Annotated in this window: 25 protein-coding genes; 10 read left to right on the top strand and 15 right to left on the bottom strand. The window is 66.1% G+C overall.

What is annotated here, in order from left to right; genetic code table 11:
* A complete protein-coding gene (ilvB, locus tag GOQ09_RS10670) occupies positions 1–1,782 on the bottom strand; it encodes a biosynthetic-type acetolactate synthase large subunit (RefSeq protein ID WP_157613403.1) in 1,782 nt (593 codons plus the stop codon).
* A 65-nt stretch (positions 1,783–1,847) separates the two neighbouring features.
* Here ilvB and GOQ09_RS10665 point away from each other — a divergent pair, with 65 nt between their 5' ends.
* The 3 genes from GOQ09_RS10665 to GOQ09_RS10655 all read left to right on the top strand — a co-directional run bounded on the left by GOQ09_RS10665 (position 1,848) and on the right by GOQ09_RS10655 (position 3,293).
* Positions 1,848–2,342: an Lrp/AsnC family transcriptional regulator gene (locus GOQ09_RS10665; protein ID WP_207309945.1), complete on the top strand. Its 495-nt coding sequence runs from the start codon at positions 1,848–1,850 to the stop codon at positions 2,340–2,342.
* Positions 2,343–2,483: 141 nt separating this feature from the next.
* The gene (locus tag GOQ09_RS10660; RefSeq protein WP_157613401.1) at positions 2,484–2,930 is read left to right on the top strand and encodes an SRPBCC family protein; all 447 of its coding nucleotides are present in this window, start codon (positions 2,484–2,486) and stop codon (positions 2,928–2,930) included.
* Between the two features lie 9 nt (positions 2,931–2,939).
* Positions 2,940–3,293, top strand: coding sequence for a DUF2200 domain-containing protein (locus GOQ09_RS10655; protein ID WP_157613400.1), 354 nt, complete (start codon positions 2,940–2,942; stop codon positions 3,291–3,293).
* A gap of 21 nt (positions 3,294–3,314) precedes the next feature.
* On the opposite strand, the gene GOQ09_RS10650 is transcribed toward GOQ09_RS10655, so the two are convergent.
* On the bottom strand, positions 3,315–4,208 hold the full coding sequence (locus tag GOQ09_RS10650; protein ID WP_157613399.1) for a LysR family transcriptional regulator: 894 nt from the start codon (positions 4,206–4,208) through the stop codon (positions 3,315–3,317).
* Between the two features lie 89 nt (positions 4,209–4,297).
* Between GOQ09_RS10650 and GOQ09_RS10645 the strand changes: the two genes are divergently transcribed.
* A complete protein-coding gene (locus tag GOQ09_RS10645) occupies positions 4,298–5,098 on the top strand; it encodes an NAD(P)H-dependent oxidoreductase (RefSeq protein WP_157613398.1) in 801 nt (266 codons plus the stop codon).
* 22 nt (positions 5,099–5,120) lie between these two features.
* Here GOQ09_RS10645 and GOQ09_RS10640 read toward each other — a convergent pair whose 3' ends face one another.
* From GOQ09_RS10640 to GOQ09_RS10625, 4 genes are all read right to left on the bottom strand, one after another.
* Positions 5,121–6,089 (bottom strand): Bug family tripartite tricarboxylate transporter substrate binding protein, encoded by a 969-nt coding sequence (locus GOQ09_RS10640; RefSeq protein WP_157613397.1) that lies wholly within the window; start codon positions 6,087–6,089, stop codon positions 5,121–5,123.
* Positions 6,090–6,136: 47 nt separating this feature from the next.
* Positions 6,137–6,502 carry an AtuA-related protein gene (locus tag GOQ09_RS10635; RefSeq protein ID WP_157613396.1) on the bottom strand — a complete coding sequence of 122 codons (366 nt, stop codon included), beginning with the start codon at positions 6,500–6,502 and terminating at the stop codon, positions 6,137–6,139.
* Positions 6,499–7,893, bottom strand: a complete 1,395-nt coding sequence (locus GOQ09_RS10630; protein WP_157613395.1) for an acyclic terpene utilization AtuA family protein — start codon at positions 7,891–7,893, stop codon at positions 6,499–6,501. Before GOQ09_RS10630 ends, GOQ09_RS10635 begins: the two co-directional genes overlap by 4 nt.
* Before the next feature lie 306 nt (positions 7,894–8,199).
* Positions 8,200–8,580, bottom strand: coding sequence for a helicase SNF2 (locus GOQ09_RS10625; protein WP_157613394.1), 381 nt, complete (start codon positions 8,578–8,580; stop codon positions 8,200–8,202).
* 503 nt (positions 8,581–9,083) lie between these two features.
* Between GOQ09_RS10625 and GOQ09_RS10620 the strand changes: the two genes are divergently transcribed.
* Entirely contained in the window at positions 9,084–10,181 is a 1,098-nt protein-coding gene (locus tag GOQ09_RS10620; protein WP_157613393.1) for a GNAT family N-acetyltransferase, read from the top strand.
* Positions 10,178–11,029: a PA4780 family RIO1-like protein kinase gene (locus tag GOQ09_RS10615; protein ID WP_157613392.1), complete on the top strand. Its 852-nt coding sequence runs from the start codon at positions 10,178–10,180 to the stop codon at positions 11,027–11,029. The genes GOQ09_RS10620 and GOQ09_RS10615 overlap by 4 nt, the downstream gene beginning before the upstream one ends.
* A gap of 31 nt (positions 11,030–11,060) precedes the next feature.
* Here GOQ09_RS10615 and GOQ09_RS10610 read toward each other — a convergent pair whose 3' ends face one another.
* A complete protein-coding gene (locus tag GOQ09_RS10610) occupies positions 11,061–11,396 on the bottom strand; it encodes a DUF1090 family protein (RefSeq protein ID WP_242631067.1) in 336 nt (111 codons plus the stop codon).
* 123 nt (positions 11,397–11,519) lie between these two features.
* A complete protein-coding gene (locus GOQ09_RS10605) occupies positions 11,520–12,878 on the bottom strand; it encodes a homoserine dehydrogenase (RefSeq protein ID WP_157613391.1) in 1,359 nt (452 codons plus the stop codon).
* Positions 12,879–13,274: 396 nt separating this feature from the next.
* Here GOQ09_RS10605 and GOQ09_RS10600 point away from each other — a divergent pair, with 396 nt between their 5' ends.
* A complete protein-coding gene (locus tag GOQ09_RS10600) occupies positions 13,275–13,679 on the top strand; it encodes a hypothetical protein (protein ID WP_157613390.1) in 405 nt (134 codons plus the stop codon).
* Positions 13,680–13,700: 21 nt separating this feature from the next.
* On the opposite strand, the gene ybaL is transcribed toward GOQ09_RS10600, so the two are convergent.
* From ybaL to GOQ09_RS10565, 7 genes are all read right to left on the bottom strand, one after another.
* The gene (gene ybaL, locus GOQ09_RS10595) at positions 13,701–15,401 is read right to left on the bottom strand and encodes a YbaL family putative K(+) efflux transporter (protein WP_157613389.1); all 1,701 of its coding nucleotides are present in this window, start codon (positions 15,399–15,401) and stop codon (positions 13,701–13,703) included.
* Between the two features lie 70 nt (positions 15,402–15,471).
* On the bottom strand, positions 15,472–16,815 hold the full coding sequence (locus GOQ09_RS10590) for a dicarboxylate/amino acid:cation symporter (protein ID WP_157613388.1): 1,344 nt from the start codon (positions 16,813–16,815) through the stop codon (positions 15,472–15,474).
* A 126-nt stretch (positions 16,816–16,941) separates the two neighbouring features.
* Positions 16,942–17,679 carry an acetoacetyl-CoA reductase gene (gene phbB, locus GOQ09_RS10585; protein ID WP_126747179.1) on the bottom strand — a complete coding sequence of 246 codons (738 nt, stop codon included), beginning with the start codon at positions 17,677–17,679 and terminating at the stop codon, positions 16,942–16,944.
* Positions 17,680–17,856: 177 nt separating this feature from the next.
* Positions 17,857–18,408, bottom strand: a complete 552-nt coding sequence (locus tag GOQ09_RS10580) for a hypothetical protein (protein WP_157613387.1) — start codon at positions 18,406–18,408, stop codon at positions 17,857–17,859.
* A 31-nt stretch (positions 18,409–18,439) separates the two neighbouring features.
* A complete protein-coding gene (locus GOQ09_RS10575) occupies positions 18,440–19,228 on the bottom strand; it encodes a DUF899 domain-containing protein (RefSeq protein ID WP_157613386.1) in 789 nt (262 codons plus the stop codon).
* A gap of 47 nt (positions 19,229–19,275) precedes the next feature.
* Positions 19,276–19,962, bottom strand: coding sequence for a Vgb family protein (locus GOQ09_RS10570; protein ID WP_157613385.1), 687 nt, complete (start codon positions 19,960–19,962; stop codon positions 19,276–19,278).
* A gap of 46 nt (positions 19,963–20,008) precedes the next feature.
* The gene (locus GOQ09_RS10565) at positions 20,009–21,229 is read right to left on the bottom strand and encodes a helix-turn-helix domain-containing protein (RefSeq protein ID WP_157613384.1); all 1,221 of its coding nucleotides are present in this window, start codon (positions 21,227–21,229) and stop codon (positions 20,009–20,011) included.
* A gap of 80 nt (positions 21,230–21,309) precedes the next feature.
* On the opposite strand from GOQ09_RS10565, the gene GOQ09_RS10560 reads away from it, so the two are divergent.
* The 3 genes from GOQ09_RS10560 (at position 21,310) to pncB (ending at position 24,196) form a co-directional block, all read left to right on the top strand.
* Positions 21,310–22,050 carry an NUDIX hydrolase gene (locus GOQ09_RS10560; protein WP_157613383.1) on the top strand — a complete coding sequence of 247 codons (741 nt, stop codon included), beginning with the start codon at positions 21,310–21,312 and terminating at the stop codon, positions 22,048–22,050.
* 68 nt (positions 22,051–22,118) lie between these two features.
* Positions 22,119–22,982: a cysteine hydrolase family protein gene (locus tag GOQ09_RS10555; RefSeq protein WP_157613382.1), complete on the top strand. Its 864-nt coding sequence runs from the start codon at positions 22,119–22,121 to the stop codon at positions 22,980–22,982.
* 26 nt (positions 22,983–23,008) lie between these two features.
* On the top strand, positions 23,009–24,196 hold the full coding sequence (pncB, locus tag GOQ09_RS10550) for a nicotinate phosphoribosyltransferase (RefSeq protein ID WP_157613381.1): 1,188 nt from the start codon (positions 23,009–23,011) through the stop codon (positions 24,194–24,196).
* The last annotated feature ends 5 nt before the right edge of the window (positions 24,197–24,201 follow it).

The following is a 24,201-nucleotide window of genomic DNA, read 5'->3' as shown; positions in this document are numbered from 1 at the left end:
TCAGCGCTCCTCGAACCAGCGGTCTTTTCCAAGCATGACCCGGTGATGCCCGTGCCCGGCCGGCATCATCGGAAAGCAGTTCTCCTGCGGCGCGACCTGCACGTCGAGAAAGAATGGACCGTCGCTCTGAAGGCATTCGGCCAGCGCGGCCTGGAGCTCGGCGGGGTCCGACACCCGCCTCGCGCCCCAGCCGAAGGCCTTGGCCAGTGCCACGAAGTCGGGCAGCGCCTCGTTCCAGCTGTGGCTCAGCCGGTTGCCGTGGTTGAGCTCCTGCCATTGGCGCACCATGCCCATGTAGCCGTTGTTGCACAACACCAGCTTCACCGGCGTGCGGTGCTGCACAGCGGTTGAAAGCTCCTGGATGTTCATGAGCACCGAGGCATCGCCGCTCACGCAAACAACCAATGCCTCCGGGTGCGCCACCTGCGCGCCGATCGCTGCCGGCAGTCCGTAGCCCATGGTGCCGGCACCGCCAGAGGTAAGCCAGCGGCGCGGCTGTTCGAAGTGCAAATACTGCGCAGCCCACATCTGGTGCTGGCCCACGTCGGTCGACACGATGGCATTGCGCCCGCCAATGGCTTGCTGCAGCGACGCCATCAGCTGCTGCGGCAAGATCGCATCGCCGCGCGGCTCGAAGCCAAGGCAATCTTCCGCACGCCAGCGCTCGATGCGTTGCCACCAGGGCGCGAGCCGCTCAGGCGCAAAGCTCTCGGCCGGCAGCAGCGCCAGCAAGGCATCGACGATGGCACCGCAATCGCCCACCATCGGCACGTCGACCTTCACCACCTTGTTGATGCTGCCCGGGTCGATGTCGATATGGATCTTGCGCGCATGCGGACAGAACTCGTCGAGCTTGCCGGTCACGCGGTCGTCGAAACGCGCACCCACGCACACCACCAGGTCGGCCTCATGCATCGCAAGGTTGGCTTCGAGCATGCCGTGCATGCCCAGCATGCCGATGAATTTGGGGTCCGACGTAGGAAAGGCGCCGAGCCCCATCAGCGTGAGCGTGCAAGGCGCGTGCAGCCGGTGCACCAGCTGTGCGAAGGCCTCGCAGGCGGCAGGGCCCGAGTTGATCAACCCGCCGCCGCCATAGAGCACCGGCCGTCGCGCCGTTGAGATCAGGTCGGCCGCGCGCTGCAGCATGGCACGGGGCGGCAGCGCCGCCCTTGCCGCGCGCAAAGCACGCATCGGCCGGGACGCGGTGCCATGGCCCAGCCGCGCGAGCTGAACGTCCTTGGGTACATCGAGCAGCACTGGCCCCGGCCGCCCCGAAGCCGCGATCTCGAGCGCGCGCCGCACCAGCGCCGGCACGTCGTCGGCCTTGCGCACCTGCTGGTTCCACTTGGTCACGGGCCGCGACATGCCGAGCGCATCGCTCTCCTGGAAAGCCTGCGTGCCGATCACGCCGGTTGCCACCTGGCCGCTGATGCACAGAAGCGGAACCGAATCGCTGATGGCGTCGAGCAGGCCGCTGATGGTGTTGCCCACGCCCGGCCCCGAAGTGACGAGCACCACGCCTACGCGCCCCGTAGTGCGCGCATAACCTTCGGCCGCATGCACCGCCGCCTGCTCGTGACGCACCAGCACATGGCGCAGCCGCGGCTCGCCATGAAGCGCGTCGTAAAGAGGCAGCGCAGCGCCGCCGGGGTAGCCGAAAAGCGTGTCTACGCCGCACTCGACGAGCGTGTCGAGCAGCGCCTCGGCGCCGTTGCGCACGCGAGGCACCGGGCCAGGCTGCAAGGGTGGAGAAGAAGCGGGAGGAAGATCGAGCAGTCGCATGCCGTCGATTCTTCCGACTTTGATGCAGAATTTGCATCTTTCTTTTGGCTAATTTAGCTCAACTTATGAAAATCAATCGGCAAACAGGCGCCAATGAAGAAGGATCTTTCGACAAGACCGACTTGGCGATCTTGCGCGTGCTGCTGCTCGACTCCCGCAAGACGCTGCAAGAAATCGGCAACGAGGTCGGCCTGTCGCCCACCAGCTGCTGGACGCGCATCAAGAAGCTCGAAGCCACGGGCGTGATCAAGCGCTACACCATCGACGTCGACCCGGCCAAGCTCGGCTATCACGACTCGGTCATCGTGCAGGTCACGCTCGAGAGCCACACCGACGAAACCCTGTACGACTTCGGCCGCACGCTCGCCACCATTCCCGAAATCCAGGAGGCGTATCTGGTGTCGGGCGACTACGACTACTACATTCGCATCGCGGTGCGCGACACGCGCGACTACGAGCGGCTGCTGCGGGAAAAGCTCTACAAGATTCCAGGCATACGCCACAGCAAGTCGCACTTCGTGCTGCGCGTACTGAAGGAAGCCAGCGTGCCCGTGATCTGACCGGCACAACGCTGGCTCGAATCGGTACTATCGGCTGCCGCCGGGTGGGTTAAAAAAAACAGAAGCGTCGTGTCGATTTCCCGCCGGCTCGTTCGTCGTGCCAGTAGAGGGTCATCCTCTGCACTTCAGGAGAACACATCCATGGCTACCAACACCATTCGTCTGCATCGCGTACTCCGTTCCCCGCCGGACCGTCTCTACCGCGCCTTTACCGAGCCCGCCGCCTTCGAGCGCTGGCTGCCGCCGTTCGGTTTTACCGGCAAGGTCCACAGCATGGAGCCGGTGGTCGGCGGCGCCTGGCGCATGTCGTTCACCAACTTCGGCACCGGCCACAGCCACTCGTTCGGCGGCAAATACCTGGAGCTCGTGCCCGGCCAGCGCATTGCCTACGATGCCGCCTTCGACGACCTCAACCTGCCGGGCACCATGAAGACCAGCGTCACGCTCACGCAGGTGTCTTGCGGCACCGAAATCTCCATCGTGCAGGAAGGCATTCCCGACGTGATTCCTGCCGAGATGTGCTACCTGGGCTGGCAGGAGTCTCTTGTGGCGCTGGCCCAGCTGGTCGAGCCCGATATTCCGGGGTGAGAAAAACCGATGGCGACCCGACAATCGTTCTCCACGATGGCCTTTGCCAAGGTGTACCCCTTGTACGTTCAAAAAGCCGAACGCAAGGGACGGACGAGAGAAGAAGTCGATCGGATCATTTGCTGGCTGACGGGCTATGATATGCCCGGGCTGAACCGGCAGATCGAACAGGCGAGCAACTTCGAGACCTTCTTCGCCCAAGCTCCGGCCATTCATCCGAACAGCTCGCTCATCAAGGGTGTGGTGTGCGGTGTTCGCGTTGAAGACATCGACGACCCGCTCATGCAGAAGGTCCGCCAACTGGACAAGCTGATCGATGAGCTCGCCAAAGGCAAGGCGATGGAGAAAATTCTGCGGGCGTAGTTTTTTGCGAGCGGTTGCCGTTCACAGGCTTTCGGCAATTCGCTCCCGCAGCCACCGGTGCCCCGCATCGCGATGCCGGCGCTCATGCCAGAGCATGGCCATTTCGTAGCCCGGCACCTCCAGCGGCGCCTCCACCACGCGCAGCCCCGGCGCGCCGCGCGCCAGCCGCTCGGGCAGCATTGCCACCATGTCGGTACTGGCCAGCACCGACATCATGAAAAGGAAGTGCGGCACCGACAGCGCCACGCGCCGCTCGAGCCCGTTCTTCGCGAGTGCCTCGTCGGTGGGCCCGATGAAGCCACCGCCGCCCTGCGACACCATCACGTGCTCCAGCGCGCAGAACTGCGCCAGTGTGGGCCGGCGCTTCAGGCGCGGATGGCCTGTGCGCCCGGCAAGCACATAGCGCTCGTGGAACAGCACTCGCCGGTGCAGCCCGGGCGGCGCACCCACGCTGGTATGAAAGAACAGGTCGATCTCTCCCTGCTCCAGCTGCCGGGGCATGCGCGAGGGCACCGCCTCCACCACGGCAAGGCGGGTGTTCGGCGCGGCGGCGCGCAGGCCGGCAAGCGCCGGCAGAAGAATGGCCGACTCGGCATAGTCGGCGGCGGCCACCCGCCAGGTGGTGTTGGCCTCAGCGGGGTCGAAAGGCTTGGTGGGCGCCACCGCGCGGCCCAACGACTCCAGCGCCTCGCGCAGCGGCTCGCGCAGCTCGTCGGCGCGAGCGGTGGGCCGCATGCCGCGTTGCGCGGGCACCAGCAGCGGATCGTTGAATACCTCGCGCAGCTTGGCGAGCTGTACGCTGACCGAAGGCTGCGAAAGGTTGAGGCGCTCGGCGGCGCGGGTGACGCTGCGCTCTGCCAACAGCACGTCGAGCGTGAGCAGAAGGTTGAGGTCGATCCGGTTGAAATTGTTCAACACTATTCCTGGGATTTCGAATATTCATTTCCAATATAGCTCGGCCGAACCTAACCTGCATGCATCTTCATTCAACGCAACATGCAGCCGTGAAAATTCTTCTTGTTCATGCCCACCCCGAGCCCCGCTCCCTCAACGGATCTCTCAAGCAGTTCATGGTGGAGCGCCTCGTGCAATCCGGACACGAAGTGCGCGTGTCCGACCTTTACGCCATGCAATGGAAGGCAACGCTCGACGCGGACGACTTCTCGCACGTCGAGCCCGTCGCACACTTCGACCCGGTGACCGACTCCCTGCGCGCATTCGAGGCCGGCACCCAGCGCGACGAGGTCGCTGCCGAGCAGGCCAAGCTGCTGTGGGCCGACGCGGTGATCTTCCAGTTTCCGCTGTGGTGGTACACGATGCCGGCCATTCTCAAGGGCTGGATCGACCGCGTTTATGCCTATGGCTTTGCCTACGGCGTGGGCGAGCACTCCGACTCGCACTGGGGCGACCGCTTCGGCCAGGGCGTGATGAGCGGCAAGCGAGCCATGCTGGTGGTCAGCGCCGGCGGCTGGGCTTCGCACTACAGCGCCAGGGGCATCAACGGACCGATGGACGATCTGCTGTTTCCCATCCACCACGGGGTGCTCTACTACCCCGGCTTCGAGGTGCTGCCGCCCTACGTGGTCTACCGCACCGGCAAGGTGGATGCAGGCGCCTACGCAAGAATCACCGAAGAACTCGGCCACCGCCTCGACACGCTGTGGACGATGGACCCGATTCCGTTCCGCCCGCAGAACTTCGGCGACTACGAAATCCCCGCGCTCACGTTGCGCGAGGAGATAGCGCCGGGGAAATCAGGCTTTGCGGTACACACCGATCCGAAGAAGAGCGCGAACGTGCGCTAGCAGCGGCCGCCGCCTTCCCCGGCTACTCGGCTTCGATGCCAGCGGCCTTCACGATGCGGCCCCACTTCTGCGACTCCGCCGTCTGGAACTTGGCGAGCTCTTCAGCCGAGGTGGTGAACACCTCGGTGCCCGTGGGTTCGTAGAACGCGGTCTTCGCAGACTCGCTCTTCGCAGCCTTCACCAGCAGCTCGTTGAGGCGCTTGACCACAGCCGGCGGCGTCTTGGCGGGCGCATAGGCCGCGAACCAGTAGCCCATTTCGTAGCCCTTCACGCCGGCTTCGGAAATGGTGGGCACATCGGGTGCGAGCGGTGAGCGCGCCGCGCTCGACACACCCAGCGCGCGCAGCTTGCCGCCCTTGACCTGCGGCAGCCCGGTGGCCGCGTCGGTGATCATCATGTGGATCTGCCCGCCCAGGAGGTCGGTCACGGCCAGCGTGTTGCTCTTGTAGGGCACGTGAAGCAGCTTGATGTCTGCCATCTGCTGCAGCAACTCGCCCGCCATGCGGCTCGATGAACTGCCGCTGCCAAAGCTGTACTTGCCGGGCTCCTTCTTCGCAAGCGCCACGAACTCGGCCACGCTCTTGGCAGGGAACGAGGGGGTCACCACCATGATCTGCCCGCCCTTGCCCAGCGCGGTAATGGGCGAAAAATCTTTCACCGGGTCGTAGGGCAGCTTCTTGAACAGATGCTCGTTGGCCGCGTGCGTCGTGTTGGTGGTGATCAGCACGGTGTAGCCGTCCGCCGCGGCCTTGGCCACCTGTTGCGAGGCGATGAAGCCGCTGGCACCGGCCCTGTTGTCGATGACTACAGGCTGCTTTGTTTCCGCCGTGATGCTGTTGCCCAGCGCGCGCGCGATCTGGTCGGTGGCCGTGCCGGCCGCAAAGGGCACCACGAAGGTGATGGGCTTGTCTGGAAAGGCCTGCTGCGCATGGCCAAGCAGCGGAACCAGGGCCAGTGCGGCGGCCGAAAGGGTGAGGGAACGTCGTTTCATTGTTTTGTCTCCGGATGGATGGGTGAGGAAAAGAAATCGGATTGCCGCTATGGCCCCGCCAGCAGCGGCACAAGCGGCCGCGGCACGCGGATGGGCATGTCCAGCAGCAGGAACGAGAGCGCCTTGCCGTGCGCATCGAGGTTCAGCGCATCGTTGACGCCACCGTCGAGCACCGCATCGAGCACGAAGTTCATCGCATGCAGCCTGGGCAGCAGGAAGCGCTGCACCCGCGAGGGCGCGCGGTGGCGAAACTGCGCGGCCACGCGTTCAGGCGTGAGCTGTTCGGCCAGCAGCGGGTAAAGCTCCGGATGCCAGGCGATCACGCTGATGTTGGAACGGTCGCCCTTGTCGCCGGTGCGGCCGTGGGCGGCGCGGTAGAGCGGTACTTCGACGAAGTCTGTGGGCGTGTTCATGCCAGAGCCTCCGCGCCGAGCAGTTCGAAACGCACCGGCACCGCTTCGCGTGGCAGCAGGCACGACAAGGTATTGAGCCGCGGCGTGAGCGCGGTGCGCACGCCGCCGCCGCCCGCCGGCCCGCAGGTGTACAGCGCCATGACTTCGCGCGTGAGGCGCTCCGCCTGCGCACGGTCCGTGTGCGAGGCCGCAACCCGCAGCCGCACGTCGCGCAGGCCGGTGTCCGGCGTATCGGCCAGCATGCGGCCGGCGTCGTCCCCAAGAATGCTCAGTGCGCCGATCAGATCCACGCGCAGCGCAAGGCCGTCGAGCCGCTTGCGCAGCACATCCGCCGCGAGCCGCGCACGCGCCTCGGCGCGCGGGCCCGCATAGGAAATTTCGCCCTCGGCCAGCCAGCCGCCTTCATGGCAGACATTGACCTTGTAGTGGCTGGGCCGCGCATGGCCGCGCACGCCCGACAACGCCACGCGATTCGCCGTGCCCGGCAGCTGATCGACCTGGGCTTCGGCAATGTCGGCCACCACGTCGGGCGTGAGGTAGGCGCTCGGGTCGTGCACCTCGTACAGCAGCTGTTCCTTCACCGTGGCCTTGCTCACGAGGCCGCCGGTGTTGTCGGCCTTGCCGATGGTGCAGTGCCCGTCGGCATCGATCTCCGCAATCGGGAAACCCACTTCTTCCAGGCCCGGCACGTTCTTGTAGCCGGGGTCGGCAAAGTAGCCGCCGCAGACCTGCGCGCCGCATTCGAGCAAGTGGCCGGCCATGGTGGCTCGGCCCAGCCGGTGCCAGTCGTCGGCGCGCCAGCCGAAGTGCGACATGGCCGGACCTACCGTGAGCGACGGATCGGCCACACGGCCGCACACCACGATCTGCGCGCCCGCGTCGAGCGCTGCGGCAATCGGCTCGGCGCCGATGTAGGCGTTGGCACTGACGATGCGCAGGCCGTCCATCTGCGCACCCAGCGCTTCGTGCAGTAGCGCGAGATGCGCGGGGCCGGAGAGATCGTCGCCCTCCACCACCGCGATGCGCGGCGCAGCGGCGCCGAGTTCTCGCGCCATGCGGGCAATGTGACGGGCCGCGGCGCGCGGGTTGGCCGCGCCGAAGTTGCTCACGATGCGAATGCCGCGCGCAAGGCAGCGGGCCAGCACGGGCCGCAGCATGGCATCGAGCAAGGGCTCGTAGCCAGCGTCGGGGTTGTCGCGTCGGCGCAGTTGGGCGAGCGCGAGAGTGCGCTCGGCCAGCGTTTCGAAGATCAGGAAAGCGCGTTGCTCCGCCGGGCCGCCTTGCAGCCGGGCAATCAGCGTATCGACCACCGGCCCGGCCGCATCGGTGCGGTCGCCGGAAAAGCCGGCAGCGCAGCCGATCAGCAGTGGGGGCGAGGCAGTGGCGTTCATCGAGGCGGACTTTAGGGAGCCCTCCGTCATCCGTAAAATCGAAAATTCAGATCAATTGATCCAGATTTTGGATTACTGCGCTCTTGCCGGTGGTGGCGCCCCACTTGCGGCCTCGCTGCCGATGAAGAACCTGATCGCCCGCTGCCACCGAAAGCCCGGCGAGCGGCGAGCCTGCACAAGAGCCGACCGGCTGCCTTGGCTCAGCATTGCACTGCTGGTCTGCCCAAACAAAAAGCCGGACCTGCTTTCGCAGGACCGGCCTTCGGGTGAACCGTCTTTGCAGACGAGGTGTGTGGTGTCAGGCAATTACAGCGGCAAGGCGTCGCCGCGAGCGGCAGCATAGGCTTGGGCGCGCACCGTCGCGCGGTCCACCGCGCCAGCAACCATCGGGGCCACACCCGACGAAGCGCCTTCGGCATACGGATCGGCATTGCGAGCCGTAGTCACCGCTTCGGCGCGCACGGCTTCGCGGCTGTTCATGGCAACCGGCGCGTAGGTCGGCCCCGAATCGGCGCCGGTGGCGTAGGGATTGCCGACACGCGCGGCAACCACGGCGCCGGCCGCCACGTCGGCACGGTTTTCGGCGGAGGTCAGGGGATGGACGCCTTCATAGGTTTCGGCATGGGCCGCACCAGCGGCAGTCACCAGGGCCAATGCAGCGGCGGAAAAAAGTTTGGAGGCGGTCATTCGGTTTCCTTTGTTCAATGACGTGAAGTTGGTTGGAGAAGCTTCGAACCGTTTTCGCTTCATGCGCAGGTCCGTGAAAACAATTCTGCGACCACATCTAAGTACAAACCCTTGGCGAGTGGAATCTCGTCAATCGCGACGTGGAAACGATGCGCCTGCTTTTGAAAGGACGCGCGAAAGCTGGTATGGCTCAGCAGTGCGGATCCACAAGGTACTTCACATCGCGCAACAAGGCCGCTACATTCGACGCCTCGACAAACAACCAGACCGGAGGTGAGCGATGGAACACACAGCTATTCAACGCCCCGCTCCCGGCCGGTTTGTCGGTTTTTCAAAGACCTGCTGACGCGCTTTCTTCCGTAGCGCGAGCCCTGAACGGGCACAGCCAGCCTGACCCTTGCGGCACCTGCTGCCGCAGCGACAAACCGCCCGAGATTCAAACGCCGCCGTCGGCATGCAGTGCCGGCCGCGATTGCCCGTTTCCTGAATCATCAAGGCTCACCATGCTTGAACCCCGTGCCGCCTACGTGCGGCATTTCGCAACTTGTGTTTTCGATCCCCGGCAGGCATCCGCTGAAGAGTGGAGGAAGGCTCTTGCCTACTGGCGTCTTCGCAACGAGCAGGACTTTCCGGGCGAACCCTGGCCGAGCGACGCCGACAACATGCAGAACGTGCGCCAGCACACTCCGCTGCACGTCGTGCATCGCATTTTTGCGCTGGACGGCCGCGGCGGCATCGTCGGTAGCCTCAACATGAGCTTCCGGCGCGAAGGCACACCCGAGTACCAGGCCTATGCGCCTTTCGTGGATGTGTGGGGTGGCGTGCTTCGGTCGCAGCGCCGGCAAGGCGTTGCCACCACGTTGCTGCACACACTGCTTGCCACCATGGAAAAGCGCGGCGCGGCCGTGGCGACCATCAAGGCTTCGCTTCCGGAGGGACACGCATTTCTCGCGATCGTCGGTGCGGCCGAGAAGCACCGCAGCATCGAGAACCGCATGGTCTTCGCCGATCTCGATGACGCCGAACTCGCTCGCTGGCGGACCCAGGCGCTCGCAGCCGGCCGCGGGTTGCGCCTGGAGATCCACGCCGGTCGCGTGCCCTTCGAGCGCCTTGCAACGCTGATGGCGCCGTTGTCCGCGCTGCTGAATGACGCCCCCACCACGCAGCTCGAGCGCCCGCCCATGCGCTTCGAGCTCGAGGAGTTTCGCGCCTGGTATGCCGAAATCGACCGGCGCGGCGGCGAGCACTTTCTCGTGCTGCTGCTCGACGGCGACCAGGTGGCCGCGGTGTGCGACGCCAGCTGGAATCAGCAATACCCCGACCGCATGTTCCAGCGGCTCACGGCCGTGGCCCCCCGTTGGCGCGGACACGGTCTGGCCAAGGGAGTGAAGGCGATGATGCTGCAGCTGGTACGCGAACGCCATCCCGCCGTCACGATGGCCGTGACGCACAACGCCGAGGTCAATGCTCCCATGCTCTCCATCAACCGGCGGCTGGGCTTTGCCGCGCACAGGCATGATGCGGCCTACCAGATCGGCCCGGAAAGCCTGAGGGCCTTCCTCTCGACCCGCCCGCTGGCCCTGAGGGAGCAACATCAATGAAAGCACCGCCACGACTCCAGTCGCTGGTCGACGAAGGACTGATCGACACGGTGGTACGCCAGCTGATGAGCGGCAAGGAAGCCATGGTGTACGTGGTGCGCTGCGGCGATGAAACACGGTGCGCCAAGGTCTACAAGGAAGCCGACAAGCGCAGCTTTCGGCAGGCGGTCGACTACACCGAGAACCGCCGCGTGCGCAATTCGCGCGAAACGCGTGCCATGGCCAAGGGCACCCGCTTCGGCCGCCAGGTAACCGAGGCCATCTGGCAAAGCGCCGAGGTCGATGCGCTCTACCGCCTTGCGGCGGCCGGCGTGCGCGTGCCGGTGCCCTACAACTTCCTTGAGGGCGTGCTGCTGATGGAGCTGGTGACCGACGCCAACGGGGACGCGGCGCCGCGCCTCAACGACGTGGCCTTTACGCCCGAAGAGGCAGTGCGCCACCACGGCAGCCTGCTGAAGGAGGTGGTGCGCATGCTGTGCGCGGGCGTGGTGCACGGCGACTTGTCGGAGTTCAACGTGCTGCTGTCGGCCGACGGCCCGGTGATCATCGACCTGCCGCAGGCGGTGGATGCGGCGGGCAACAACCACGCCAGGCGCATGCTGCTGCGTGACGTGGAGAACCTGCGCAACTTCTTCGGCCAGTTTGCGCCGGAGCTGCTGGGCACGCACTATGGCGACGAGATCTGGCACCTGTACGAGCGCGGCCTGCTGCGCGTCGAATCGGTGCTGACCGGCACGCACGTGCGCGACGCCGGCCCTGTCGACCTGGGCAACGTGATGCGCGAAGTGGACGACGCGCGCGAGGAAGAAGCGGCGCGCCGGGTGCGCATGCAGCAGCCGCGGCTTTAACCGGTCGCTTGGCGCCTCGCAGGGCGGCCGGTCATGGCCGCTCGTTTCTCAGCTCGCGCAGTTGATCTTCCGCGCGCTCCAGTTCCGCCCGGAGCGTACGAATCTCCTGCTCGAGCTTGTCGATGCGGGCCGCGCGGCTCTGCTGAGGTTCCGCTCCGTGGCAACGCGTGCGCAGCGCGGTCAGGGTTTCGGCGAGTTGCCGCCGGCGCAGCATCTGGCCCCGGGAGCGCGCAAGGTCCATCTCACGCTCGAGCGCGGCTTCTTCCGCCTCGCAGGACGCGCCCTCCACTTGCTTGGGCTGCTCCGCCGGCTGGGCAAACACGGGGGCTGCCCCAGCCAGCGCGGCGGCCATCAACCAGCGCTTCACGCGCGCGTTCCTCCGCGCTCTTGAAGCTCATCCAACCCATCGATGTCCATTGCGGCTCCCATTGCATGTGCGGTGCAGGCGCCCGCGTTCGGGCGCATTCTGTCCCAATTAGAAAGGAGCGGGTCACGCCAGTTCCTCCACCCGCAACGCCGTGATTGCTCCCGCCACTGCCGGGTGTGCCTGGAGCGCGTTCACGGCCGGGTCCATCGCGGCTTGCTGCACCGGTTGCGTCAGCACGAGCACCTGCGGGCCGGTGCCGGACAGGCCGGCCCCAAGCACTACTTGCCGCACCGGCAGCTGCCGGCCGGCAGCCCAGCCCCCCACCGCCTCGATGCCGTTCGCGGCATGCACGGGCACTCGCAGGTAATGGCACGAACACACGTCGGCGCGAGGAAGCACCGGCAGTGTGTTCATCGCGTGCGCATGAAAGCCCAGGTGCGGCACGCGCTGCGCAGCGCTGGTGCCCGCCAGGCGTGCGACATCGACCAGGTCGGCAATCACCGCCGACGCGGTCTGCTCCGAGCCGGCGCCCGCGCCGTAGTACATCGTCAGGCCGGCCGCGTCGCCCTTGACCAGGACGCCGTTCATCGACCCGTTCACCTGCGCCATGAGGTGCGAGGCGGGCACCAGCGCGGGCTGGACGCGCAGCTCAACGCCCTCTTCCCGCCGCCGCGCCACGCCCAGCAGCTTGATGCGATAGCCCAGCTGCTCGGCGCAGGCCACGTCCACCCGCTGCAGGGCCGTGATGCCTTCCACCTGCACATCGCCGAAGCGCACCGGCGTGCCGAACGCATTGGCGGCCAGCAGCGTGAGCTTGTGCGCGGCGTCGATGCCCTCCACGTCGAAAGCCGGGTCGGCTTCGGCATAGCCCAGCGCCTGGGCCTCGGCGAGCGCGGCGCCGAAGTCCAGGCCTTCATCGCGCATCTTGCTCAGGATGAAGTTGGTGGTGCCGTTGATGATGCCCGCCACCCATTCGATGCGATTGGCCGTGAGCCCCTCGCGCAGCGCCTTGACGATGGGAATGCTCACCGCCACCGCGCCTTCGTAGGCCACGGCCACGCCATGCTCCCGGGCCGCCGCGAAAATTTCGGCGCCGTGCACCGCCAGCAGGGCCTTGTTGGCGGTGACCACATGCTTGCCGTGGGCAATGGCGGCCAGCACCCAGTCGCGTGCCGGGCCGGTGCCGCCGGCCACTTCGACCACCACGTCGACGTCGGGGTGCGTGGCAACGCGCAGCGGATCGTCCGTCAGCGGAACGTTCCCGCCCACCACCGCGGCGGCTCGCACCAGGTTGCGCGCCGCGACCATCACCACCTCGATCGGCCGCCCGGCGCGGCCGGCAATCTCGGCCTGGTTGCGGGCCAGCACGCGAAACGTGCCCGAGCCGACAGTGCCGATGCCGATCATGCCCACGCGCAGTGCGTGGGGGGCCGCGCTGCGGCTGGGCAAGGGTTCGAGTGACTGGACTGGATCGCGGTACATGGAAATCTCCGGATGAAAAAACAAAAACCCAGCTGCCAGAGCTGGGTTTCAATCATTCGGAGAGAAGAGCGATACACCAGGTGGCTGCCGAAACGGCCACCTGCGCGTGCTCAGGTGGCCGCGGTGGTAATGGTGGTAATCATTCGTGCAACCAATGCCCCATTCGCCCGCGCAAACGCAGGCGGCATCATGCGGGCCATGAAGGCAACGCAATCGGCGGTGGGGAAGAAGCGGCAAGACATGAGAAGGCGCAGTGTACAGGAGCTTGCCGAGGCATTGCCCAAGCTTTGCCGTGCCAACCTGCGGAAATATAGGGAGCAGGCCTACAGCGCACGGCCCGCTGAAGGCCTAGCGTGGTGGGCAAAGCAAAGAACTGCATCACCAGGAGGCAGCACCATGAAGAACTTCGTCCTAGAACCCCGCATGCGAGCAACCATCGGCGGCGCCTTTTACCCGAGCGGCTACTCGATGGTGATGTTTCCGAGCGCGGAAGACGCCAACCGTATCGGCCATCAACTGCTCCAAAAGGGCGTGAGCGGCGATGAGATCTACCTGATTCCGCCGCAAACGGTGCTCGAGGAGATCACGCCCACCGTGAAAGAGTCCGACGACCCGCTGCCTTCGGCGGGTACCGACGCCGCCACCGTGCGCGCCTACACCAAGCTCGCGCGCGAAGGCCACACGGCCTTGCTCGTCAAGACGAAGAACGAAGAGGAAGCGAACCGCTTGATGGAGGTGGTGCGCGCCGTGCCGTACTCGATCGCGCAGCGCTACCGCACACTGGTCATCGAAGACCTCTGAACCGTTGCGGTGCCCGGCGGTTCACGCCGCTGCCACTGCCCGCCGGACCACGTCGCGGGCCATTGCCTGCGCCAGTTCCTGTTCGCCAAGAAAGACTGTCGCGGCGGTCTGCTGGGTCAGCAGTTGGGCTTCGTCTTCGTTGTGGCTGCGGATGACGGTTTCGATGGCGGGGTTGAGCGTGTGCGCGGTTTCCATCATCTGGCGCACGTTCAGGGCGTCGGGCGTTGCGACCACCAGCACGCGGGCACGCGCAATGTGCGCCTGGATCAGCACCGCGGGGTCTGCCGCATCGCCCCACACCGCCGCAACACCGGCTTCGCGCAGCTTCTCGACCAGCTCGCGGTTCTGCTCGGCCACCACATAGGGGATGTCGTTCGCCTCCAGCTCGGCCGCAATGCGCCGCCCGACGCGGCCGTAGCCCACCAGCACCACCTGCCTGGACAAATACCTGGCCTCGGTGGTGGTCGGCAGTTCGGCCAGCGGATGGTCGCGCGATTCGAGTCCGCGAGCCACGGGCAAACGGGCATGCAGCCACTTCTGCAATGGCGTGATCAGGCTGAACCACAGCGGATTGGTGGCAATTGAAATCAGCGCGCCGGCAAGGATGAGGCTCTGGCCCTCGACCGGCAGCACGCCGAGCGATACACCAAGGCCCGCCAGGATGAACGAGAACTCCCCGATCTGCGCGAGGCTCGCGCTCACCGTAAGCGCCGTACCCAGCGGATAGCGGAAAGCCAGCACCAGCGCGCAAGCGGCAAGCGACTTGCCCAGCACGATCACGCCCACCACCGCCAGCACCTGCAGCGGACGCTCGATGAGCACCGAAGGGTCGAACAGCATGCCCACGGACACGAAGAACAGCACCGCGAAGGCATCGCGCAGCGGCAGCGACTCCTGCGCCGCACGGTGGCTGAATTCCGATTCGCGCATGACCATGCCCGCGAAGAATGCACCCAGCGCAAACGACACGCCGAACAGCGCCGCCGATGCGAATGCGATGCTGACGGCCGCCGCAATCACGCACAGCGTGAAGAGCTCGCGCGATCCGGTCCGCGTGACCTGCCAAAGAATCCACGGAAAGGCTCGCCTTCCGACCACGAGCATGAGCGCCACGAAGCCGCCCACCTGCAGCAGCGTGAGCCCGAGCGTTTGCCACAGCGGGTCCATGGGGCCTGCCGCATCGGCGGCATGGCCGCCCAAGGCTCCCGCGAGAGGCGGCATCAGCACCAACACCAGCACCATCGCCAGGTCTTCAACGACCAGCCAGCCCACGGCGATGCGGCCGGTGAACGAGTCGAGAATGCCCAGGCTTTCGAGCGCCCGCAGCAGCACCACCGTGCTTGCCACCGAAAGCGCCAGCCCGAAGACCAGCGCCTCGCCCCAGGACCAGCCCCACCACAGCGCCAGTGCACCGCCGAGCAGCGCGGCCACCGCGATCTGCGCCAGCGCGCCGGGCAAGGCGATCTTGCGCACCGCCAGCAGGTCGTCGAGCGAAAAATGCAGGCCCACGCCGAACATCAGCAGCATCACGCCGATTTCGGCCAGCTGCGCCGCAATGCCCCCGTCGGCAACGAAGCCCGGCGTGAAGGGGCCGATGATCACGCCTGCCAGCAGGTAGCCCACCAGTGCGGGCAGGCGCAGGCGCACCGCGAGAAAGCCGAACACGAGCGCCAGCCCCAGGCCGGCGGCAATGGTGTTGATGAGGGAGACGCTGTGGGGCATCGTTGCATTTTGCAGGAACGATGCGCGGCCTTTTACTTCACCCGGCCCTTCATCGGGCCTTCAAGGCCATTCAGTCGGCCATCTTGCTCACGCGCGCGCCTTCGAGCACTTCAGGCTCCTGCGACTCCACCCAGTTCTCGTTGTTGAGCCCGGCCTTCAGCCGCTCGGTGTCGAGTTCGTTGGTCCACTTGGCCACGACGATGGTCGCCACGCCGTTGCCGATCAGGTTGGTCAGCGCACGTGCTTCGGACATGAAGCGGTCGATGCCCAAAATGAGCGCCAGGCCGGCCACCGGCACGTGGCCCACGGCAGACAAGGTGGCGGCCAGCACGATGAAGCCGCTTCCGGTCACGCCCGCCGCGCCCTTGGAAGTGAGCAGCAGCACGGCCAGCAGCGTGATCTCCTGGGTCAGCGTCATCGGCGTGTTGGTGGCCTGTGCAATGAACACCGCTGCCATCGTCAGGTAGATGGAAGTGCCGTCCAGGTTGAATGAATAGCCGGTGGGAATCACCAGGCCCACGCAGGCCTTCTTCGCGCCCAGGTTTTCCATCTTCTCCATCATGCGCGGAAGCACCGATTCGGACGACGAAGTACCCAGCACGATCAGCAGCTCTTCCTTGATGTACTTGATGAACTTCCAGATGCTGAAGCCGTGGAAGCGCGCAATGAGCCCCAGCACCACGAAGATGAACAGCAGGCAGGTCAGGTAGAACGTGCCCATCAGCTTGCCGAGCGAGAACAGGCTCCCCAGGCCGTACTTGCCGATGGTGAACGCCATGGCGCCAAAGGCGCCGATGGGCGCGAGCTTCATGATGTAGCCCACGATCACGAAGAGCACGTGCGAGCCCTTCTCGATCACGTCGAACACCAGCGTGCCGCGCCCGCCGAAGCGGTGCAGCGCAAAGCCGAACAGCACCGCGATGAGCAGCACCTGCAGGATTTCGCCCTTGGCGAAGGCGTCGACCACCGTGCTGGGAATGACGTTGAGCAGAAAGTCGACCGTGCCGGTCATCTTGCCGGGGCCGGTGTAGGCGGCAATCGCCTTGGTGTCGAGCGTGGCCGGGTCGATGTTCATGCCCGCGCCGGGCTTCAGCAGGTTGACCAGCAGCAGCCCGACCACGAGCGCGATGGTGCTCACGATCTCGAAGTAGAGCAGCGCCAGGCCGCCGGTCTTGCCCACCTTCTTCATGTCTTCCATGCCGGCAATGCCGACCACCACCGTGCAGAAGATGATCGGCGCGATGATCATCTTGATGAGCTTGATGAAGCCATCGCCAAGCGGCTTCATGGCTTCGCCGATGGCGGGATAGAAGTGCCCGAGCAGCACGCCGATGACCACCGCGGTGATCACCTGAACGTAAAGAGAGCGGTAGAGAGGGAGTTTCCGGGTCGGTGTGATTGTTGTGTCTGCCATGTCGTGTCTCCTGGGGGTGCGAAACTTTATGGCCGTTCTCGCGGCTTTCCATTCGTAGAAGCCACATCGCTGGAAACAAAAAAACCCGCCGAAGCGGGTTTCTCGATCAGGTTCCAGTCAGCATGCTCAGTGCATGTGAAGCCCGCCGTTGACCGAGAAATCGGCCCCGGTGGAGTAGCCGCCCTCGTCCGTGGCAAGCCACGAAATGATGGAGGCGATTTCGCTCGGTTCGCCCAAGCGCTTGACAGGAATGGTGGCCACGATCTTGTCGAGCACTTCCTGGCGGATGGCTTTCACCATGTCGGTGCCGATGTAGCCCGGGCTCACGGTATTGACCGTGACGCCCTTGCTTGCCAGCTCTTGCGCCAGGGCCATCGTGAAGCCGTGCATGCCGGCCTTGGCCGCCGAGTAGTTGGTTTGCCCCGCCTGGCCCTTGGCACCATTGACCGAGCTGATGTTGATGATGCGGCCCCAGCCCTTCTCGACCATGTCGCCCACCACCTGCTTGGTGACGTTGAACATGCTGTTGAGGTTGGTTTCGATCACCGCGCTCCAGTCTTCCGGCGTCATTTTCAGGAACATGCGGTCGCGCGTGATGCCTGCGTTATTGACGAGCACGTCGATGGGGCCGTGCGCCGCCTTGGCAGCAGAAAACGCCTCGACCGTGGATTGCCAGTCACCGACATTGCCGACCGATGCGTGGAACTCGAAGCCCTGGGCTTTCTGCTCGGCCAGCCATTTGGCATGGTCGCGCGTGGGGCCGCAGCCTGCGACGACAGTGAAGCCGTCCTTGAAGAGGCGTTGGCAGATGGCAGTTCCGATGCCACCCATGCCTCCGGTGACATATGCAACTTTCTTGCTCATGAAATTTTCCTTGATGTGTGCGAAGCAAAAGCCTGAACGGCCGCCTTCACTCTAGCGAGTTTCAGGCCATCGTTCTCTGAGGAAAACACTGAGCCAAGCTTGCAACCAGCTGTCATGGCACCGCCAATGTGCAACCAGATGCGCGAGTCTGTACCTTCTTGCTTGTTTCGCCGCGCCTCACGAGTTCGAAAGTATGAGTTTCAACCCCCGGCACACCCCGCTGGCAACCAGCGCCGTCACGGCAAGCATTGCGGCCGTGTGAACGCCGACTGCCGCAAGCGCCAGCATCAGCGAGCCCGATGCCGCAATGTCCCGGGCCGACGTGTCGCCCATGCAGAGCGGAATCAGCGCCGGCACCAGCATCAACCCGGCGCCGTGCGCGGTGGCCATCATGAAGGACCAGAGCGCCAACCCCGCATGCCCCGCCGGCGCACGCACCGCCTTGGGTGTGCGGCCCGAGAGGTGCAGCACCGCGAACAAGACCACCAGCCCACCCGCCACCACTTGCATCACCGTCCGGTCCATCGACACGCCGAACGCCACTGCGGCCGCCACCAGCGCGACCGAGGCGGCGTGTCCGACCGCGATGGGCACCAGGGCCCGCAGCGCCTGGCCCCGGTCTTTCGACCGGACGCCCCAGGCCGCCGCCCACATCCATCCGGTGGCCGGGTTCAGGCCATGAATGGCGCCGAGACCCGCCACCACCAACCAGGGCCAGAGGCTTTCCACGGCATGCCTTCGAGTTCAGCCCGCTTGCCGATCAGTTCGACGCATGGCAGCACGCATGGGCCGCCGGTTTTGCGGCCGGCGCCGGCTCGTAGCGGTCGTGATGGCGCACCCAGTCCATGGTGTAGACCGCGTTGTGCTCGTCGCGGCCCTTGGGAGTGAGGTCGAGCAGGTTGTACGTGCCCATCATCACTTCAACGCCACGCTCGTAGGTCGAATAGGTGTGGAAGACCTCGCCCGCATCGTTCTTGTAGAACACGCTGATGCCGGGTGCCTCCTCGGCCGGGAAGGGCCGCACGCCGTAGTTGTAGTAGACCTCGCCCCGGCCCTCGGCCCATTCCTCCGACTTGAAGCTCACGCCGAAGTCGTAGTTGAAATCGCTGCCGTACGCCGACACCCAGTTGAACTGCCAGCCCATGCGCTGGCGAAAGCGCTCGATCTGATCCAGCGGCGCACGGGAAACCGCCAGCAGCGTGACGTCGCGGTGCTCGAGGTGCACCTTCATGCCGTCGACGTGGTCGGCCATGTAGGAACAGCTCGGGCAGCCCTGCTCCCAATCGGGGCCGAGCATGAAGTGCTGCACCAGCAACTGGCGGCGGCCTTCGAACATGTCCGCAAGGGTGCGGGGGCCGTCGGGCGTGTCGAAGGTGTAGTTCTTCTCGACGCGGGTCCACGGCAGTGCGCGGCGCTCGCGGGCGATCTGGTCGCGCAGGCGCGTCAGTTCCTTTTCGCGGGCCAGCAGCGCCTTGCGCCGCGTGAGCCAACGGTCCTTGGCAACGACGGGATGATCGGCAATGCCGGTTTCGGCAACGGTGGTGTTCATGGCGATGTGCTCCTTGGTTCGATGAATCGTTTCGCGGGCGGATGCGCTCACGCCCTGGCGGCTGCCTTGGGGCGCCGCACGGCGCGGACCTTTCCGCTGCCCCCGCCGCCGCAATAGAAGAGGTCTCCCCCATCGGATTCGAGGCCGCTCACGCCGGTGCCGCGCGGCATTTCGAGCCGCTCGAGCACGGCCCCGCTTTCGGGGTTGATGCGGCGGAGCTCGCTTTCGTCGCCCTCCCAGGTGCCGTGCCACAGTTCGCCGTCCACCCAGGTCACGCCAGTGACGAAGCGGTTGGACTCGATGGTGCGCAACACGGCGCCGGTGGCCGGGTCGATCTGGCGGATCTTGCGATCGCGGTACTGGCCCACCCACAGGCTGCCCTCGGCCCAGGTGAGCCCCGAGTCGCTGCCGTTGCCCGGAGCGGGAATCGACGCCACCACGGTGCCCGTGACCGGGTCGATCTTGTCGATGCGCGCCTCGGTGATCTGATACAGATGAGTGCCGTCGAAGGCGGTGCCGGCATCTCCGGCGCACGCCAGCGTGCGCGTGGTCTCGCCGCTCACGGGGTCGAAGGCGATCAGCCCGTCGCGCGTGGCGGCCCAGACGCGGTGGCCGTCGTGGGTCACGCCGCCCACGCTCGCCTCGCCGGCCAAGGGGCCGTACTCGCGAACGATCTCGGCTGCGTGTGCCGTTACGGGTGTCTGGTCCTTGCCTGCCTTGCTGCCAGTGCTCATTGCTGCTCCTTGTTTGCGCCCGGGGATCGGGGCCTTGGAGACAACTCTATTCAATCGGCAGCGCGGCGGGGAGTAACAAGATCGTCGTGAATCCGGTCAGCGGCGGCGAAAGCCAGCGCTGCGCCCGCGCCCGCCCGATGGCCCGCACGCGTCCCGCAGCCTCCAACTCGGCGAGCGCGCGCTGCACCGTGCGCTGGCTGGCTCCCAATGCCAGGGCCAGCGCCGAGGTCGACCACGCTGCGCCGTCGGAGAGTAGCGCCAGCAGCGACGCCTGGTCGCCATCGATGGGTGGCGCCAGCACGGCAACCTCTCGCCCGCCGTGCGGCTTGAGAACAAAACCCCGCGCCGTCGCCTCGATGCCTGTCAGCGGCGCAACGAGCGCGCGCAGCCTGCCGACCTCGACCCGCAGGCGTGCCCGGAGCGTCTCGTCGGGGTGGCGGGTGTTGAACGCATAGGCAATCAGCGCTTCGCGATCCACATCGCCGGGCCACGCCTCGGCCAGCCCGCGCGCCAATGCGAACAGCACCGGGCGCCGGGCCAATGGCCGCCATGCATCGCCCGCGCCGACCCCGCGGCGGCATGCATCGACGACCAGCGCGTCCGAGCCCAGGAGCGCCTCCACCTCGTCGAGGCGCAGCGTCTCTTCGCCGCCCGCGGAGCGGCGTCGCGCGGCCGGACGACTGAGCGCCGCCCGCGCCTCCGCCACCTCGGCCAGGAGCGCAGGCACGCGCGCACGCTCGGCCGCCTCATGCGCGCGGGCGAGCGCCGCCTGCGCCGCGCCGGTGCGCAGCGATCGCAGCGCCAGCTCGGCCGCGGTGAGCTCCGCCACGGCCGCCAGCGACGGGGCAAGGCCTCGCGCATCGAGCGGTGCCAGCGTGGCCGCCGCCTCGTCGAGGCGGCCGAGCAGCAGGAACTTGCGCGCCGCAATCAGCCGCGCCTGCAGCGCATTGCCATGGTCGGCATGCGCGTCGAGCGTGGCGGCTGCAGCGGCAAGAGAGCGCGGCGATCCACCGAGGTCGCGCATGGCCAGCGCCACCTCTGCTTCGGCAACCAGGCAGCGGGCACGCGCCAGTTCCTCATGGGCGCCGAAGCCCCGGGCGGCCCGCCGCAGGAGCTCACGCGCGCGCGAGTGTTCGCCAAGCTGCGCCATGGCAATGCCGCGCAGCGCCAGCGCCGGCGGGTCGTCGCGCAAGGCAACCCGCTTGAGGGCGCCAAGCGCGTCGCCGGCGGCAAGGGCGCGCGCGGAGGCGGCAATCAGGGAATCCATAGGTCGCGGAGGTTAACCCGCCCTGTCGGTCGGTCCCTTGGAGTTGTACAGTGCAACCTCTTTGGAAAGGAGGCCCGGTCTTGAAACCATCCAACACACCGGCCGAGTTGAAATTCGCGAGGCCGCTGGTCACTGTCGACGTCGTTATCTTCACCGTGCTGGAAGATGAGCTGAAGGTCGTCCTGATGCGCCGCCCCGGCGATGCCCACGAGCCGTTCCCGGGTCGCTGGGCCCTGCCGGGAGGGTTCATCGACGTCGACAAGGACGCCAGCCTGCTCGGCTGCGCCCTGCGCAAGCTGCAAGAAAAGACCGGTGTTTCCGCGCCGTACCTCGAGCAACTGGGCAGTTGGGGCGGCGCAAGCCGCGACCCGCGGGGCTGGTCGACCACGCACGCGTTCTTCGCGCTCGTGCCGAGCCAGGACCTGGTGCTCGAAAAAGGAGCGAACGCCGCGCAGGTCGAATGGATCGGCGCCGCCGCGGCCACCCGCAAGCGCCTGGCCTTCGACCACGCCGAAATCCTCGAGGCCGCCATCGCCCGCCTGCGCAGCAAGGTCGAATACACCTCGCTGCCTGCCTTTCTCCTGAGCGAACCCTTCACGCTGCCGCAGCTGCAGCACACCTATGAGGTCGTGCTGGGCCGCCCCGTCGACAAGAGCGCCTTTCGCAAGCGGATGCTCGACGCCGGCTTCATGGAAGAAGCGGGCACCGTAGAAGGCACCTTCGGCCGGCCGGCCATGGGCTACCGCCTGCGCGATCGGTCCCAGGCGGCCCTGTTTCCCCGCACGTTCAGCCCGCGCGACGCCTCGGAGCTCGGCGCTTGACTTCTTCCTACTAAGTTGTACTATGCAACCCATATAGTTGCACAGTACAACTCAACCAAGAGAACACCATGAAGCAGAACATCCAACTTCTCCTGATCGATCCGCAAAACGACTTCTGCGACCTTCCGGCCGGTTGGCTTCCGGCAGACGCAGCCACGGGCGCGCAGTTGCAGCCGGCCCTGCCGGTTGCGGGTGCCCATGCCGACATGCTGCGTGTGGCCCAACTCATCCGCGAGGGCTCGCAAGGCATTGGCGGCATCACGGTCACGCTTGATTCGCACCACAGGTTCGACATTGCGCACCCCACGTTCTGGCAAACGCGGGATGGCGGCGGTGTGCAGCCTTTCACCTCGATCACTGCGGCAGAAGTCAACGCCGGCGACTACCGTCCGCGTGACCCTGCTGCCCTGCCCCGGGCGCTGGCCTACATCGACGAGCTCGAGCGCCGGGGCCGCTACACGCTGATGGTGTGGCCGGTGCATTGCGAAATCGGCAGCTGGGGGCACAACGTGCACGCCGCGGTCAAGGCCGCCTACAACGCCTGGGAGGACGAGCAACTGCGCGTGGTGCAAAAGGTCGGCAAGGGCAGCAACCCGTGGACCGAGCACTACAGCGCCATTCAGGCCGAAGTGCCGGACGAGGACGACCCCGCCACCCTGCTCAACATGCCGCTGGTGGAATCGCTCGACCGGGCCGACCTGATCGTGATTGCGGGCGAAGCCAGCAGCCACTGCGTGAAGGCCACCACCGAGCACATTGCCGCCAACCTGCCCTCCGGCAATCCCGCCAAGCTGGTGCTCGTTACCGATTGCATGAGCCCGGTAACCCGCTTCGAGGCGCAGCACCAGGCATTCTTGCAAGACATGGGCAACCGCGGCGCCCGGCTTCTCACCAGTGCCGAAGTGCTTTCCATACTGACCGCCAACATCTGACCGAACGAACAGCGAAGGACCACACCATGCAACCCATCATCCGCAGCCTGCTGGACACCGACCTGTACAAGTTCACCATGTGGCAGGCCATGCTGCACAGCCACCCGCAAACGCAGGCCGAGTACACCTTCGTCTGCCGCAACCAGCCCGCTTATCCGCTGGCCGAATTGCTTTCGGACGTCGACGAGCAGCTCGACCATCTCTGCACCCTGCGCTTTGCGCCCGGCGAACTCGCCTACCTGGGCGGCCTGCGCTACATCAAGAGCGATTTCGTCGACTTCCTGCGCATCTTCAGCTTTCAGCGCGAATTCATCTCTGCCACGGTGGAAGGCGATGCGCTGCACATCCGGGCGGTCGGGCCGCAAGTCCACACCATGGCTTTCGAGATCTTCGTTCTGGCCATGGTCAACGAGCTGTATTTCCGCCGCTTCGATGCGGACGCGGCGTTGGCCGAGGGCCGCAAGCGCCTGCAGGCCAAGATCGAGCTGCTGCGCGGCTTTGCACAGGAGCCGGCGGCCCGGCACCCTTTCGAGTTTTTCGACTTCGGCGTCCGCCGCCGTTATTCGCGCGACTGGCAGCGGGAGGTGGTCGCCACGCTCAAGCGCGAAGTGCCCATGTACTTCAAGGGCACCTCCAACGTGCTGCTGGCCAAGGAACTGGAGTTGGTGCCCATCGGCACCATGGCACATGAATACCTGCAGACCTACCAGGCACTGGGCGTGCGGCTGCGCGACTTCCAGAATGCGGCGCTCGAGGGCTGGGTGCAGGAGTACCGCGGCGACCTGGGTGTGGCGCTGACCGACGTGGTCGGCATGGACGCCTTCCTGGCCGACTTCGACCTGTACTTTGCCAAGCTGTTCGACGGCCTTCGCCACGACTCCGGAGACCCGGTCGTATGGGGCGAAAAGGCGCTGGCGCACTACACCAGGCTGCGCATCGATGCGCACACCAAGCGGCTGGTGTTCTCCGACGGGCTCGATCTGCAGACGGCCATCCGGCTGTACCGCACCTTCGCCGACCGCACGCAGACCGGCTTTGGCATAGGCACCAACCTGACCAACGACGTCGGCCTCACGCCACTGAACATCGTGATGAAGCTCACCGGGTGCAACGGCCAGCCCGTCGCCAAGCTGTCCGACAGCCCGGGCAAGACGCTGTGCGAAGACCAGACCTTCCTGGCCTATCTGCGCCAGGTCTTTCACATCGAAAGTTGAGAGCC

The organism is Variovorax paradoxus (assembly GCF_009755665.1).
Lineage (GTDB): Bacteria > Pseudomonadota > Gammaproteobacteria > Burkholderiales > Burkholderiaceae_C > Variovorax > Variovorax paradoxus_G.
The sequence above is the reverse complement of the archived record's forward strand: the minus strand, read 5'-3'. Positions and strand labels throughout refer to the sequence as shown.

What these genes read in the sequence shown, in the direction of transcription:
- GOQ09_RS10605 (WP_157613391.1), bottom strand. Translation starts at nt 12,878, where the DNA reads ATGTACCGCGATCCAGTCCAGTCACTCGAACCCTTGCCCAGCCGCAGC.
- GOQ09_RS10555 (WP_157613382.1), top strand. Translation starts at nt 22,119, where the DNA reads ATGAAGCAGAACATCCAACTTCTCCTGATCGATCCGCAAAACGACTTC.
- GOQ09_RS10640 (WP_157613397.1), bottom strand. Translation starts at nt 6,089, where the DNA reads ATGAAACGACGTTCCCTCACCCTTTCGGCCGCCGCACTGGCCCTGGTT.
- GOQ09_RS10615 (WP_157613392.1), top strand. Translation starts at nt 10,178, where the DNA reads ATGAAAGCACCGCCACGACTCCAGTCGCTGGTCGACGAAGGACTGATC.
- phbB (WP_126747179.1), bottom strand. Translation starts at nt 17,679, where the DNA reads ATGAGCAAGAAAGTTGCATATGTCACCGGAGGCATGGGTGGCATCGGA.
- GOQ09_RS10620 (WP_157613393.1), top strand. Translation starts at nt 9,084, where the DNA reads ATGCTTGAACCCCGTGCCGCCTACGTGCGGCATTTCGCAACTTGTGTT.
- GOQ09_RS10630 (WP_157613395.1), bottom strand. Translation starts at nt 7,893, where the DNA reads ATGAACGCCACTGCCTCGCCCCCACTGCTGATCGGCTGCGCTGCCGGC.
- ilvB (WP_157613403.1), bottom strand. Translation starts at nt 1,782, where the DNA reads ATGCGACTGCTCGATCTTCCTCCCGCTTCTTCTCCACCCTTGCAGCCT.
- GOQ09_RS10635 (WP_157613396.1), bottom strand. Translation starts at nt 6,502, where the DNA reads ATGAACACGCCCACAGACTTCGTCGAAGTACCGCTCTACCGCGCCGCC.
- GOQ09_RS10665 (WP_207309945.1), top strand. Translation starts at nt 1,848, where the DNA reads ATGAAAATCAATCGGCAAACAGGCGCCAATGAAGAAGGATCTTTCGAC.
- GOQ09_RS10655 (WP_157613400.1), top strand. Translation starts at nt 2,940, where the DNA reads ATGGCGACCCGACAATCGTTCTCCACGATGGCCTTTGCCAAGGTGTAC.
- ybaL (WP_157613389.1), bottom strand. Translation starts at nt 15,401, where the DNA reads ATGCCCCACAGCGTCTCCCTCATCAACACCATTGCCGCCGGCCTGGGG.
- GOQ09_RS10590 (WP_157613388.1), bottom strand. Translation starts at nt 16,815, where the DNA reads ATGGCAGACACAACAATCACACCGACCCGGAAACTCCCTCTCTACCGC.
- pncB (WP_157613381.1), top strand. Translation starts at nt 23,009, where the DNA reads ATGCAACCCATCATCCGCAGCCTGCTGGACACCGACCTGTACAAGTTC.
- GOQ09_RS10660 (WP_157613401.1), top strand. Translation starts at nt 2,484, where the DNA reads ATGGCTACCAACACCATTCGTCTGCATCGCGTACTCCGTTCCCCGCCG.
- GOQ09_RS10570 (WP_157613385.1), bottom strand. Translation starts at nt 19,962, where the DNA reads ATGAGCACTGGCAGCAAGGCAGGCAAGGACCAGACACCCGTAACGGCA.
- GOQ09_RS10625 (WP_157613394.1), bottom strand. Translation starts at nt 8,580, where the DNA reads ATGACCGCCTCCAAACTTTTTTCCGCCGCTGCATTGGCCCTGGTGACT.
- GOQ09_RS10565 (WP_157613384.1), bottom strand. Translation starts at nt 21,229, where the DNA reads ATGGATTCCCTGATTGCCGCCTCCGCGCGCGCCCTTGCCGCCGGCGAC.
- GOQ09_RS10600 (WP_157613390.1), top strand. Translation starts at nt 13,275, where the DNA reads ATGAAGAACTTCGTCCTAGAACCCCGCATGCGAGCAACCATCGGCGGC.
- GOQ09_RS10575 (WP_157613386.1), bottom strand. Translation starts at nt 19,228, where the DNA reads ATGAACACCACCGTTGCCGAAACCGGCATTGCCGATCATCCCGTCGTT.